The sequence below is a fragment of the Paraburkholderia sp. 2C genome, from assembly GCF_054589215.1.
The window spans coordinates 102,432-116,107 of sequence record NZ_BAAILL010000049.1 but is presented as its reverse complement, the minus strand read 5'-3'; the positions used below and the strand labels follow the sequence as shown (position 1 = coordinate 116,107).

Sequence of the window (13,676 nt, the reverse complement as noted above, 5' to 3'; positions counted from 1 at the left end):
CTCGCGACCGGCCCGGCGGGCCAGCCCGGCAAAAAGGGGAAAACAATGAAAAACGCGATGGACCTGATCTCGAACTTCGTCTTCTACTATCCGCTGCTGATGGCGTACCTGTGGATGGTGGGCGGCCTGTTGCACTACCTGCTCGTCGAACGCAAGGACGGCGGCAAGCTCGCCGTGCCGACGCTCACGAGCTATCCGAAGGTGTCGGTGGTGGTGCCTTGCTATAACGAGGCCGACAACGTGCGCGAGGTGATTGCGAGCCTCGACAAGCTCAACTATCCGAACTACGACATTATCGCGATCAACGACGGCAGCCGCGACGCGACCGGCGCGATTCTGAACGAGCTGGTGAATGTGTATCCGAAGCTCGTCGTCGTGCATCAGCATCAGAACGAAGGCAAGGCGATCGGCCTCACCACGGCCGCGATGCTCAGCGATGCAGAGTATCTGATGTGTATCGACGGCGACTCGCTGCTCGACGAGGAAGCGATCGGCTGGATGCTGCGCCATTTCCTCGACAACGCGTCGGTGGGCGCGGTGACCGGCAATCCGCGCATCCGCACGCGTTCGTCGCTGCTCGGCCGCATGCAGGTCGGCGAATTCTCGTCGATCGTCGGGCTGATCAAGCGCACGCAGCATATGTACGGCCGCCTGCTGACGGTGTCCGGCGTGGTCTCGATGTTCCGCAAGCGCGCGCTGCAGGAAGTCGGCTACTGGAGCTCGGACATGCTGACCGAGGACATCGATATCAGCTGGAAGCTGCAGGTGAGCGGCTGGCTCATCCATTTCGAGTCGCGCGCGTTGAGCTGGATCCTGATGCCCGAGACGTTCCGCGGGCTGTACCGGCAGCGGCTGCGCTGGGCGAAGGGCGGCATTCAGGTGCTATTCAAGTATGCGGGCGAAGTGCTCTCGCGCCGCAACCTGATGATGTGGCCGATTTTCGCCGAGTACGCGGTCAGCATCGTCTGGGCGTACTGCATGGTGTTCACGCTCGCGATCATGGCTTGCAACGCGTTGCTGCCGATGCCCGAGGCGTGGCGCTTCGGCTTCGTGCCGCGCGGCACCGGCATTCTGCTGTTCCTCACCTGCTGTCTGCAGATTCTGATCGGATGCCTGATCGATCGCCGCTACGACAGCAACCTCATGCGCTATTTCGCGGACACCGTCTGGTATCCGGCCGCGTTCTGGGCGATCAGCATGATCGCGTCGGTGATCGCGTTGCCGAGCGTCATGATGAAGCGGCGCAAGCGCGCACGCTGGATCAGCCCCGACCGGGGAATCCGTGCGGGTACTGCGCTCGCCGCCGGCAGCGCCGCGCCGGAACTCGCGGCACAAACGTCGTATCGCAACGCGCTCGAAGTCGATCAAAGCAGCTAACCCCCTACGGAGGCCACTCATGACTTTCCCGATTATCGACGTATCGAAGCAGTCCGTCGCCGAGTTCGAAACGCAGTGCACGCGCAGCCGGGCATGGCAGTTCGTCGCGTGGTATCGCGTGGTTCGTCCGCTGCTCGTGTTCGGCATCTGGTTTCTCGCGGTCCGCTATATCCGCTGGTGCCTCGAGCACGCCACGCCCGAGGAAGTGTCGCTCGAGGCGTTCGTGCCGATCATCATCGGCGTGGCGGCGGTCAGCGCGACGCTGATCGTGTGGACCATCGCGCGCCAGATCGACCTCTTTCATTCGGGGCGTCTGCGCCGCATGCATGACGGCGCGCGCGCAGCGGACGAAGCCTCGGTGCCGCTGCAACCGGAGTTGCCGGTCACGGTCGCGGCGGGGCGCTGCCTCGTCGCTTTTCACGACGACGACGGAATGATTTCGCACGTCGTCTCGATGCCGGAATATGCGCGGCAAACCGCGTGACTATAAGAGGGAGAAAACACTATGTGCGGGATAGTGGGAGCAGTGGCGAGGCGTGATGTCGTGCCGGTGCTTACCGAAGGGCTGCGGCGCCTCGAATACCGGGGCTACGACTCGTGCGGCGTCGCAGTGTTGCAGCATGGCGTGCCGCGCCGCGTGCGCAGTGTCGAGCGCGTCGCGGATCTTTCGGAGCAGGTCGACTTTGCGGGGCTGTCGGGCACGATCGGCGTGGCGCATACGCGCTGGGCCACCCATGGTGCGCCGGTCACCGACAATGCACATCCGATCTTTTCGTGCGGCGAAGTCGTGCTCGTGCACAACGGCATCATCGAAAATCACGAGGCGCTGCGCAAGGAACTGAAGACGCTCGGCTATGCGTTCGACTCGGAGACCGATACCGAGGTGATCGCGCATCTGATTCATCACACGCGCAAGCAGGACCCGACGCGCGATCTGCTGGTTGCCGTGCGGCGCTCGCTGCGCCGGCTGCGCGGTGCGTATGCGATCGCGGTGTTCGCGAAGAGCGATCCGGGTCTCGTGATCGGTGCGCGCGCGGGCTCGCCGCTCGTCGTCGGATTGACCGATCGCGGCAATTATCTTGCGTCGGATCCGATGGCGCTCGCGGGCACTGCGGACCGCTTCGTCTATCTCGAGGAAGGCGATGTCGCGGTGCTCACGTGCGAAGCGGTGAAGATCGTCGATTGCGGCGGCGAGGTGGTGCGCCGCGAAGTGCAGACGCAACGCGCGAGCCACTTCACGACCGAACTCGGGCCGTACCGGCATTACATGCAAAAGGAGATTTTCGAGCAGCCGTCGGTGCTTGCCGATGCCACCGAGCGTGTCAATGCGTTGACGCCGGCGCTGTTTGGCGTTAACGCTCCACGTGTGTTCGAACAGGTCGATTCGCTGTTGATTCTCGCGTGCGGGACGAGCTACTACTCGGCGCTGACGGCGAAGTACTGGTTCGAGTCGTTGGCGGGCCTGCCGACGCAAGTGGAAGTGGCAAGCGAGTACCGCTATCGCGATAGCGTGGTGAATCCGCGCGCGCTCGTGGTCGTGGTATCGCAATCGGGCGAGACCGCCGATACGCTCGCTGCGCTCAGGCACGCGCAGCAGCTCGGCCACAAGCATTCGCTGGCGATCTGCAACGTCGCGCATAGCTCGATGATGCGCTTGACCGATCTGCAATATCTGACCGGCGCCGGGCCGGAGATCGGCGTGGCATCGACCAAGGCATTTACGACGCAGCTTGTTGCGCTGTTCATGCTGGCCGCGACGTTTTCGAAGCAGCGCGGCATCGCCGATGCCGAGCACGAGGCGCGCTGGCTCGATCAGTTGCATCGTTTGCCGGCCGCGGTCAATGGCGTGCTCGCGCTCGAGCCGCAGATCGTGCACTGGGCCGAGGACTTCGCACGCCGCGAGCATGCGCTGTTCCTCGGGCGCGGGTTGCATTACCCGATCGCGCTCGAAGGCGCGCTCAAGCTGAAGGAAATCTCGTACGTGCACGCGGAGGCTTATCCGGCAGGCGAACTGAAGCACGGCCCGCTTGCAATCGTGACGAACGAGATGCCGATCGTGACGATCGTGCCGAACGACGCGCTGGTCGAGAAGCTCAAGTCGAATATTCAGGAGGTGCGGGCGCGCGGTGGACTGGTCTATGCGTTCGCCGACGAAGATGCGCCGATCGACCGCGAGGAAGGCGTCAACGTGATCCGGCTGCCCGCGCACTATGGGCCGCTGTCGCCTATATTGCATGTCGTGCCGTTGCAACTGCTTGCGTATCATACGGCGTGTGTGCGGGGCACCGACGTCGACAAGCCTCGCAATCTCGCGAAGTCCGTCACGGTGGAATGAGTGATCCTGAACATGCGAAACGTGCTGGTGGCTGCGGCGATGCTCGGCGTCTGTCTGAGTTCTCCTGTATCGATAGCAGCCACCAAAGGCGCAAGCCGGGCGCGGGCGGTGGCCGTCGATCCGCGTTCGTATATGCACGGCATCGGTGCGGCGAGCGACGGCCACGGCAACATGTGGGTATTTTTCAGCAGCTCGGGCTTGCCGCCGCGCGGACCGGGGCGCGACCGCAACTGGACGCACGATGTGTACGTCGCGCGCTGGTCGCCGCTGCAGCGCAATCTGGAGACTCCACGCATTTTCATCAGTCGTCCTGAAGCGCAGGAGCCGGTGTCGATTGCGCAGAACGACACCGGCCGCATACTGGTCAGTTTCGAAGACGGCTGGAACACGCCGAATGAAGTGAACCAGCGATATGGCGTCTATACCTCCGAACTCCAGGACGTGAAGCCGTATCCGGTCGATGTGAAATCGGGCGGCCATTCGGGTCATGCGGCGGCGGTCGGCTCGCGCTTCGTGGTGTTTTATTCCGACGATTGGATCGACGGCGGCGGTGTCGATAATCTCGGCACCGGCAATGGCGTTTATCTGAAAACTTATGACGCGGACGGCACATTGCTGAAGTCCGTCGACGTCGCGCCGCGCGTGCGCGAATGGTGGCCGATGATTGCCGGCTCGCCTACGCATGCGTTGCTGGTCTGGCAGCAGTTCGTGCCGGGTGCGACCTATGCGCGGCTGAAGTCGGCGGTGTTCAATGCGGAAGATGGATCGCTGACCGAAGCGCGCGTGCTGGCGCCGAGCTTGCGCTATTACACCTATGCGGCCGGGTACGTGCCGGCGCTCGATCGCTTTCTCGTGGTGGCCACGGGATTCGACGGCAAAGGCTTCGCGCAACTGATCGACGAAACGGGCGAGACGACCGCGACGCTCGCGTGCATGCCGGCGTCGGTGCGCGAGTCGAGCATCGCGGTGGTGGGGGATCACGCATTTGTGCCGAGCCAGGATGGGCGTCTGCTCGATCTGAAGCTTGGGCCCGCGTCGGTCGAACTGGCGGGCTCGCAGCGCTCGCCGGTCAAATGGGGCGAGACGGGCAGCCTCGGACTGCTCCGTTCGCCGACTGCGCTGCATTGGGTCACGCTCACGCAGCAGGGGCCGAAAGAAGCGGAGTTCGATCTGAAGGCGATGCGGCCCGCGACGGCGGCGGACCGCTGCGGGCGTTAGGGGTTCGACATCGCCTTAGCCCTGGCGTTGCGCGGTGCGCGTGGCGATCGGCACCGGACGTCCCGTTTCATTGTCGAGCCGCCGGAACACCAGTGCCGACACCAGTGTGATCGCGCCGACGCAGGCGAAGCTGAGCCTGAAGCCGAGCGCGGCCGAGCCCCATTGACCGGTAAACAGATTGACGAGGCCGCCGCCGATCGACACGCCAAGGCCGATCGCGAGCATCTGCACCATTGAAAAGAGGCTGTTGCCGCTGCCCGCGTCGGCGATCGTCAGGCCTTTCAGTGTGACGCTGTTCATCGCGGCGAACTGCATCGAGTTTGCCGCGCCGAAGATCGCGAGCACGGCGATCTCGATGGCAATCGGCGTGCCGCGCGAAAAGAGTGCGAACGCAACGATCGAGCTGCCGACAATCAGCGTGTTCACCAGCAGGAATGCTTCGTAGCCGTAGCGGCGGATCAGCGGCGCGATCCAGCGTTTCGCGATCGTGCCCGCGAGCGCGGACGGCAGCATCATGAGCCCGGAATGCAGCGGCGTATAGCCGAGCTGCAGTTGCAGCAGCAAGGGGACGAGAAACGGCACGGCGCTCGAACCGATCCGGCACACGAGATTGCCGATCAGCCCGACGCTAAAGTTCGGTTCGCGAAAGAGCCCGAGACGGAACAGCGGATTCTTCGCGCGCCGCGCATACGGGATATACACGAGCGCCGCCGCGAGGCCCACCACGAAAAGGCCCGCCGACCATTCGGCGCGATGCGTCTCCATCGGCACATCGATCGCAAGCGAACACGCGACCATGCATAGCGACAGCAGCGCGCAGCCGATCATATCGAACGGCGGGGCGTCGCGCGATACGCCGTCGGGCAGATAGCGATTGACCGCGATCACGCCGACCGCGCCGATCGGTACGTTGATCAGAAAGATCCAGTGCCACGAGAATGCTTCGACGAACCAGCCGCCGAGCGTCGGGCCGAGAATCGGACCTACCTGGCCCGCCACCGAGATCAGCGCGAGCGCCGATACGTATTGTTCGCCGGTGATGGTGCGCAGCACCGCGAGGCGCCCGATCGGCAGCAGCATCGAGCCGCCGATGCCTTGCAGCACGCGCGCGAGGATCAGTTGACCGAGCGTGTGCGCACTCGAGCAGCACAACGAACCGATCACGAACAGCAGGATCGCGACGAAATAGACGCGCCGGGTACCGAAGCGATCGGCGAGCCAGCCCGATGCCGGGGTCAGCAGCGCCATCGTAAGTGTGTACGCGACGACGATCGGCTGCAGCGCGAGTGCGGGGACGCCCAGGCTGCGGGCAATGGAGGGTAGAGCGGTGTTGACGATCGTCGTGTCCAGCGCTTGCATGAAGAAGCCGGTGGCGACGATCCATAGCAACGCGGTGTGCTTGGAATCTTTGGTCATTGAAAACGATTGGGCGAGCGTGCGTCGCGCCGTAGGCTAGCCGAAAGATGCGTTGCTCGAGACCCGCGGGGAGGGGGCGGGTGGCGACGCGACTTCGGCAGAAGTGTCGACATTTTAGCGGTAAACGCGCTTATGGAAAACCCGCTTAACACATTTGAAAAGGTAAGAAATATCTCTCACCGACTGTTGAATCGTCTCATTGAGAACTGTTCTCATCTGTGGCACAGTCATCTTTCGATTAACTGACGATGAGGTTTCAGATGCTCAAGACGATGGCGGTAATGGTGGCGGTCGGTTTTTCGGGTGCGGCGTTCGCGAAGGCGGATTGCACCGCGCATCCGAAAGACGAATGGATGAAAGAATCCGACGCGCGCGCGCAACTCCAAGGGCAGGGCTACAAGATCAAAAAGTTCAAGGTCGATGGCCACTGCTACGAGATCTACGGCACGAACAAGGAGGGCAAGAAGGTCGAAATTTACTTCGATACGAAAACGCTCGATGTCGTGAAGTCGGAAATCGACTGAGCCCGTCGCCTGTTGCCGCCACTCGCGGCTGAGCGCGCGATCACTTTTCCTCATTGCCCGCGATGTCAGACACCGATCGAATCCGCATCTGGGACGGGTGGGTGCGACTCACGCACTGGGTCGTCGCGGGCATCGTGATCTGGAATCTGTTCGGCCCGACCGATCCGCTGCATCGCAAGCTCGGCTATGCGGCGGCTGCATTGGTCGGTGTGCGTATCGTATGGGGCGTGGTCGGCGCACGCTATGCGCGCTTCTCCGCGTGGTGGCCGACGCGTTCGCATCTGCTTGCATATCTGCGCTCGCTTGCGTCAGGCAAGCCGTCGCATTATCTGTCGCACAACCCGCTTGGCGCATTGATGGCGCTGACGCTTTGGGCACTGGTGATCGCACTTGCGTTGACGGGCTGGCTGATGCGCCTCGATGCGTTCTGGGGTGAAGACTGGCCCCAGGAAATTCACACGCTGCTCGCGGTCGCACTCGAAGTCTGCGTGTGTATTCATATTGCCGCGGCGATCGTCATGAGCGTCTGGACACGCGAGAATCTGATTGCAGCGATGTTGACCGGTTACAAGCACAAGCGCCGCCAGGCGCGACCAGACGAAAGGCGGCGAGGTTAGCGAAGGCAGCATGGCGCGCGTGGCGTTTGCTGCCTTTTTTATGTGTTACTGGCTCGAACTACCCGGTGCGACGCCGCCATAACCGCCCGCGGCATTGTTCATTTGCGCGGCGCTCGTCGCTTCGATGCGGCGTTGAGTGGCTTGCAGACGATCTGGATAGGTCGTCTTTTCGCCCATGTAACCGGCGGCTTCCAGTTGCGCGAGTTCGGCATTGACCTGGGCACGCGTCACTCTCGACGACTGCGCCTGCGCGCCGAACGAAACGAATACGAGCGCCGATGCGCAGACAGCAGCGAGACGGATGTTCTTCATCATGTTCTCCTTTTCCTCAAAGCAGTTGCAGATACAACGATTACGAGGGGCCGGCCTTCGCGATCGCCAATGTCCTCGGTGGACATCGCGTCGACGATAGCGTGGCCTCTTTCACAACACTTCAAGGAACGAATGCTTCCCGTCGAATCGCACTCGCTTCGCTGGCTGCATCATGCGGCGGCATTGCGCGAAACCACGTTGACCGAAGCGAAAGCCATCACACACGCAGGTCCGCATCCGTGCGTGCAAATTTGATCTGACGCAAAGAAGTGACGATTCAGTAACGATTGGACTTCACACCGTCCTACACATCGCGGAGGGGCTGCCGTAAACCGAAGAGAACGGATTCTTTCCGTGGCGCGCGACCTTTCGCCGCGCTTTCTTTTCCTGAGGTTTTTTCATGTTCAGAAATATCACGATCCGTACCCGTCTCGCCCTTGCGATGGGATTTCTCGGCGTGCTGATGGCAGTCGGCGCAGTACTCGGCGTGGTCGGCATCGCAATGAGCAACAACGATCAGAAAGAGCTCTATACGGATCAGCTTGCTTCGGCGAGTGCACTGGGCAAGTACGATTTTTACGTTGCGCGCGGACGTCTCGTGCTCGATCGCATCGCTGCGCAACCCGATAGCCCCGACGTCGCGAATCTGCGGCAGCGCGCTCAAGAGCAGTTCGATGTCGCCGACAAGGCATGGCAGACCTATCGCGCGCTGCCCGCCGGCGCCGATGAGGCGCGCCTCAGCGATGAAGTCGAAGCGAAGCGCGCCGCGGCGATGTCGGGTCCGGTTGCGCAGGTGTATGCGGCGATCGATCGGCACGATACGGCCGCGCTGAGCGAACTGATCGCGCACAAGATGACCACGCCGTTCAACGAGGTGACCGACCGCACCGCGCAACTCGAGGCGATGCAGGCCGATCAGGCGCGTGCGCTCTATGAGACGGCGCAAAAGCGTTTCGACGCGATTCTGGCGATCGCGGCCGCGGGTCTCGCGGTGGGTCTCGCGATGGCGGCGTTTGCGTGGTACACGCTGCAGAAGTCGATCACGGGGCCGCTCGGCGATGCGTTGCTTCACTTCCGGCAGATCGCCGATGGCGACTTGAGCCATCGCATCGACGTGCGGTCGCGCGACGAAATGGGCCGCCTGATGGAAGGGCTGCAGTCGATGCAAACGCGGCTGACCGGGACGATCGCCGCGGTGCGCGATAGCGCGCAGTCGATCGCGACGGCAACCAAGCAGATTTCGGCCGGCAATATCGATCTGTCACAACGGACCGAGGAGCAGGCCGCGTCGCTTGGCGAAACGGCGTCCAGCATGACCGAACTTACGTCGACCGTGCGTCAGAACACCGAAAACGCGCGCCAGGCGACGAACCTCGCGCGCGAGGCGACGAGCGTCGCGCAGACCGGCAGCGACGTGATTTCGCAGGTCGTGTCGACGATGGGCGAGATCAACGGCAGCTCGCGGCAGATTGCCGACATCATCGGCGTGATCGAAGGTATCGCGTTCCAGACGAATATTCTCGCGCTGAACGCGGCCGTCGAAGCAGCGCGCGCGGGCGAGGAAGGGCGCGGCTTCGCGGTCGTGGCGGGCGAGGTGCGCACGCTCGCTCAGCGCAGCGGGGCGGCGGCGAAAGAGATCAAGGCGTTGATCGATAAATCCGTGGAGCGCGTCAGTAACGGCACCGAACTGGTCGGCCGCGCGGGCCGGACGATGGAGGAGATCAACGAGGCGGTGCGGCGCGTGAGCGAGATTACCGTCGAGATTTCCGCGGCATCGGAAGAGCAGAGCGATGGGATCGAGCAGGTCACGCAGGCCGTGACGCAAATGGATTCGGTCACGCAGCAGAATGCGGCGCTCGTCGAACAGGCTGCCGCCGCCGCGGCATCGTTGCGCGAACAGGCGGAGCGGATGAACGGCGTGGTCAGTGTGTTCAGGACCGGGGCGCAGGCGTTTTAACGTAAAGGGCCGCTGCCTGGCTGGAACTACCCAGGCAGCGGCCCTTTGTATCAGCTTTGTTGAGAGACCGGCGCGGACCCGGCCGCGCCGGTTCAGCTTACCGGTCCGCCTCGGCGCTCATCGCGCGCTCGCCGATCGATTCGTGGACGCTCTCGAGGTAACGCTGCGCATCGAGTGCGGCCATGCAGCCGGTGCCCGCGCTCGTGATGGCCTGGCGGTACACATGGTCCTGCACGTCGCCGGCGGCGAACACGCCCGGCACGCTCGTCGCCGTTGCGTTGCCTTGCAGCCCGCACTTCGTGATGATGTAGCCGTTCTTCATCTCGAGCTGCCCTTCGAAGATGTCGGTGTTCGGCTTGTGGCCGATCGCCACGAAGAGGCCCTGCAGGTCGATGTCGGTCGTCTCGCCCGTTTGCATGTGCTTGATGCGAACGCCGTTGACGCCGCCGTCGTTGCCCTTCACTTCGTCGAGCACGTGGTTCCATTTGATCTCGACAACCCCTTCCTTCTCCTTTTCGAGCAGGCGGTCGATCAGGATCGGCTCGGCGCGGAACTTGTCGCGGCGGTGAATCACGGTGACCTTGTTCGCGATGCCGGCGAGGTACAGCGCTTCTTCGACCGCCGTGTTGCCGCCGCCGATCACGGCCACGTGCTGCTGCTTGTAGAAAAACCCGTCGCAGGTCGCGCATGCGGACACGCCGCGACCCATGAACAGCTCTTCGGACGGCAGACCCAGGTACTGCGCCGATGCGCCCGTCGCGATGATCAGCGCATCGCACGTGTACTCGCCCGAATCGCCGATCAGACGGATCGGTTTTTCATTGAGCTTCGCGGTATGGATATGGTCGAAGATGATCTCGGTGTTGAAGCGCTCCGCGTGTTCGAGGAAGCGCTGCATCAGCTCCGGACCTTGCACGCCGTGCGGATCGGCCGGCCAGTTTTCGACGTCGGTCGTGGTCATGAGCTGCCCGCCCTGCGCGAGACCCGTGACGAGCACCGGCGACAGATTGGCCCGCGCCGCATAGACCGCCGCCGTGTAGCCGGCCGGGCCGGAACCGAGAATCAGGACCTTTGCGTGTTTTGTCGTGGATGCTGGCATGATCGAAATCCGTAAAAAGCGTTCGGCCCGCGGGTGCAGGGCCCATATAACCACTGTCGCGCAGTAGATAGGAACCAAACCGGCATTATAAAGGTCGCCAGGTTTGCCCGCCTCATCGCGCTTTGCAATCGGATCGATAGGGACGGCGCGCGGCGAATGCGCTGTTTTGTGTGTCCATGCGATGCGAATCGGTGCGAAGCGCGCAAAAACAGCACAAAGCGGGTACAAGGTGTTGTCCGTTACCGTCACTTACAGCCTTGCGCTCGGCAGTGCGTTTACAATAGCCCTCGATCAACGACCGGCGGTCCGGGCGGCGCCGGAGCGCGGCCTGAAAGGACTCGTGCGGGGACTCAACGAGAGACCTGATTAGAGGCCTCGACGCGAGGACTCGATGCGCGAGGCCTGAGCGCGACGCGCGAGGCTTGAGCGCGGCACGCCGGCACCGGTCGCACACGCTAAGGATCAATGGCAAAAGCTACCTATTCCGCGAACGCGCAGGCATTGCCTCACCGGATGTCGCGCCTCTTCACCGAAATCCGCTGGATTCTGCAGGTCGCGCTCGGCGTCTTCCTGCTGATGGCTCTCGTCAGCTACAGCCGGCACGATCCGAGCTGGACGCATGCGGCGCAGGTCGATCGCATCGCGAACTGGGCCGGCCGCGTCGGCGCCTGGACTTCCGACATCCTGCTGCTGCTGTTCGGCCTGTCCGCCTACTGGTGGGTCGTGCTGCTCGCACGACGCATCTCGGCGAACTATCGCCGCATCACCCGCAACGAACCGGTCGACGAAGACGCGCCGCGCGACCACACGTGGCTCGCCGAAGCGGGCGCATTCGTGCTCGTGCTGCTGGCGTGCGACGGCATCGAAGCATTGCGCATGTGGTCGCTGAAGGTGCAACTGCCGCGCGCGCCGGGCGGCGTGGTCGGCGAGGCGGTGGCGCGCGCGGTGTCGCACGCGCTCGGCTTCACGGGCGGCACGCTCGCGCTGCTGCTCGTGCTTGCGATCGGCTTGTCGCTGTACTTCCGTTTCTCGTGGCTTTCGGCGGCCGAGCGCGTCGGCGAATCGATCATTTCGGCGGTCACGCTCGCGAAGCTGCGCCGCGAAGCCGTGCGCGACCGCAAGGCCGGCGAAGCGGCGGCGGTGAAGCGCGAGGGCAAGGTCGAGCAGGGCCGCGTGAAGATCGAGGAGCACGAGCCGGTCACGATCGTGCCGCCGGTCGTCACGCCCGAGAAGTCCGTGCGTGTCGAAAAGGAACGGCAGGTACCGCTTTTCACCGATCTGCCCGGCGATTCGACGCTGCCGCCGATCGCGCTGCTCGACCCGGCGCCCGTCTCGCAGGAAACCATTTCGGCCGACACGCTCGAGTTCACGTCGCGCCTGATCGAAAAGAAGCTCAAGGATTTCGGCGTCGACGTGAGCGTGGTCGCCGCGTATCCGGGGCCGGTCGTCACGCGCTACGAAATCGAGCCCGCCACAGGCGTGAAGGGCAGCCAGATCGTCAATCTCGCGAAGGACCTCGCGCGTTCGCTGTCGCTCGTGTCGATTCGTGTCGTCGAGACGATTCCGGGCAAGAACTTCATGGCGCTCGAGTTGCCGAACCAGCGCCGGCAAACGGTGCGTCTATCCGAAATTCTCGGCTCGGCGGTTTATGCGGACGCGGCCTCGCCGCTCACGATGGGCCTCGGCAAGGATATCGGCGGCAATTCGGTTTGCGCCGATCTCGCGAAGATGCCGCACCTGCTGGTGGCCGGCACGACCGGTTCGGGCAAGTCGGTCGGCATCAACGCGATGATTCTTTCGCTGCTGTACAAGGCGAGCGCCGAGCAGGTCCGCATGATCCTGATCGACCCGAAGATGCTCGAAATGAGCGTCTACGAGGGCATTCCGCATCTGCTGTGTCCGGTCGTCACCGATATGCGGCAGGCGGGGCATGCGCTGAACTGGACCGTTGCCGAGATGGAGCGCCGCTACAAGCTCATGAGCAAGCTCGGCGTGCGCAACCTCGCGGGCTACAACAACAAGATCGACGAAGCGACGAAGCGCGAGGAAAAGATTCCGAACCCGTTCAGCCTGACGCCCGACGATCCGGAGCCGTTGGCGCGGTTGCCGAATATCGTCGTCGTGATCGACGAACTCGCCGACCTGATGATGGTGGTCGGCAAGAAGGTCGAAGAGCTGATCGCGCGGATCGCGCAGAAGGCGCGGGCGGCCGGCATTCACCTGATTCTCGCGACGCAGCGTCCGTCGGTCGACGTGATCACGGGCCTGATCAAGGCCAATGTGCCGACGCGGATGGCGTTCCAGGTGTCGTCGAAAATCGACTCGCGCACGATTCTCGACCAGCAGGGCGCCGAATCGCTGCTCGGCATGGGCGACATGCTTTATCTGCCGCCGGGCTCCGGTTTGCCGATTCGCGTGCACGGCGCGTTCGTATCCGACGACGAAGTGCACCGCGTCGTCGACAAGCTCAAGGAACAGGGCGAGCCGAACTATATCGAGGGCATTCTCGAAGGCGGTGTATCGGGCGAAGGCGATGAAGGCTCGGTCGACGGCGCGGCCGGCGGCGCGGGCGGTGGCGAAGCCGACCCGCTTTACGACCAGGCGGTGGAAATCGTCATCAAGAACCGCCGCGCGTCCATCTCGCTCGTGCAGCGGCATCTGCGGATCGGCTATAACCGTGCGGCGCGGCTGCTCGAGCAGATGGAGCAGTCGGGGCTCGTGTCGGCAATGTCGTCGAACGGCAACCGCGAAATTCTTGTACCGGCGCGCGAGGCCGAATGATCGGCGCCTGAGCGGCGCGCGCGCTTATGGGTCGCGCAGG

The 13,676-nt window shown here is 63.4% G+C and carries 11 protein-coding genes; 8 read left to right on the top strand and 3 right to left on the bottom strand.

The window, feature by feature from the left end; genetic code table 11:
• Positions 1–45: 45 nt before the first annotated feature.
• Genes pgaC through ACYPXD_RS24840 form a run of 4 tightly spaced genes read left to right on the top strand, consistent with a single transcriptional unit; the run spans position 46 to position 4,930 of the window.
• Positions 46–1,377 (top strand): poly-beta-1,6-N-acetyl-D-glucosamine synthase, encoded by a 1,332-nt coding sequence (pgaC, locus tag ACYPXD_RS24855; RefSeq protein ID WP_459717292.1) that lies wholly within the window; start codon positions 46–48, stop codon positions 1,375–1,377.
• Between the two features lie 19 nt (positions 1,378–1,396).
• Complete coding sequence (locus ACYPXD_RS24850) at positions 1,397–1,861, top strand: hypothetical protein (RefSeq protein ID WP_459717290.1); 465 nt, start codon at positions 1,397–1,399, stop codon at positions 1,859–1,861.
• A gap of 21 nt (positions 1,862–1,882) precedes the next feature.
• A complete protein-coding gene (glmS, locus tag ACYPXD_RS24845) occupies positions 1,883–3,712 on the top strand; it encodes a glutamine--fructose-6-phosphate transaminase (isomerizing) (RefSeq protein WP_459717288.1) in 1,830 nt (609 codons plus the stop codon).
• 12 nt (positions 3,713–3,724) lie between these two features.
• Positions 3,725–4,930 (top strand): hypothetical protein, encoded by a 1,206-nt coding sequence (locus ACYPXD_RS24840; protein ID WP_459717286.1) that lies wholly within the window; start codon positions 3,725–3,727, stop codon positions 4,928–4,930.
• A 15-nt stretch (positions 4,931–4,945) separates the two neighbouring features.
• Here the strand turns inward: ACYPXD_RS24840 and ACYPXD_RS24835 are convergent, their stop codons facing one another.
• A complete protein-coding gene (locus ACYPXD_RS24835; protein WP_459717284.1) occupies positions 4,946–6,346 on the bottom strand; it encodes a DHA2 family efflux MFS transporter permease subunit in 1,401 nt (466 codons plus the stop codon).
• A gap of 260 nt (positions 6,347–6,606) precedes the next feature.
• On the opposite strand from ACYPXD_RS24835, the gene ACYPXD_RS24830 reads away from it, so the two are divergent.
• Both ACYPXD_RS24830 and ACYPXD_RS24825 read left to right on the top strand, forming a co-directional pair.
• Positions 6,607–6,870 (top strand): PepSY domain-containing protein, encoded by a 264-nt coding sequence (locus tag ACYPXD_RS24830; RefSeq protein WP_459717281.1) that lies wholly within the window; start codon positions 6,607–6,609, stop codon positions 6,868–6,870.
• 62 nt (positions 6,871–6,932) lie between these two features.
• Positions 6,933–7,487: a cytochrome b/b6 domain-containing protein gene (locus ACYPXD_RS24825; RefSeq protein WP_459717279.1), complete on the top strand. Its 555-nt coding sequence runs from the start codon at positions 6,933–6,935 to the stop codon at positions 7,485–7,487.
• A 45-nt stretch (positions 7,488–7,532) separates the two neighbouring features.
• On the opposite strand, the gene ACYPXD_RS24820 is transcribed toward ACYPXD_RS24825, so the two are convergent.
• Positions 7,533–7,799: a DUF4148 domain-containing protein gene (locus tag ACYPXD_RS24820; protein WP_459717276.1), complete on the bottom strand. Its 267-nt coding sequence runs from the start codon at positions 7,797–7,799 to the stop codon at positions 7,533–7,535.
• Positions 7,800–8,199: 400 nt separating this feature from the next.
• Here ACYPXD_RS24820 and ACYPXD_RS24815 point away from each other — a divergent pair, with 400 nt between their 5' ends.
• Positions 8,200–9,756, top strand: a complete 1,557-nt coding sequence (locus ACYPXD_RS24815; protein WP_459717274.1) for a methyl-accepting chemotaxis protein — start codon at positions 8,200–8,202, stop codon at positions 9,754–9,756.
• 97 nt (positions 9,757–9,853) lie between these two features.
• Here the strand turns inward: ACYPXD_RS24815 and trxB are convergent, their stop codons facing one another.
• The gene (trxB, locus tag ACYPXD_RS24810) at positions 9,854–10,855 is read right to left on the bottom strand and encodes a thioredoxin-disulfide reductase (protein ID WP_459717271.1); all 1,002 of its coding nucleotides are present in this window, start codon (positions 10,853–10,855) and stop codon (positions 9,854–9,856) included.
• 465 nt (positions 10,856–11,320) lie between these two features.
• Between trxB and ACYPXD_RS24805 the strand changes: the two genes are divergently transcribed.
• Positions 11,321–13,636 carry a DNA translocase FtsK gene (locus ACYPXD_RS24805; RefSeq protein ID WP_459717269.1) on the top strand — a complete coding sequence of 772 codons (2,316 nt, stop codon included), beginning with the start codon at positions 11,321–11,323 and terminating at the stop codon, positions 13,634–13,636.
• Positions 13,637–13,676 lie beyond the last annotated feature (40 nt).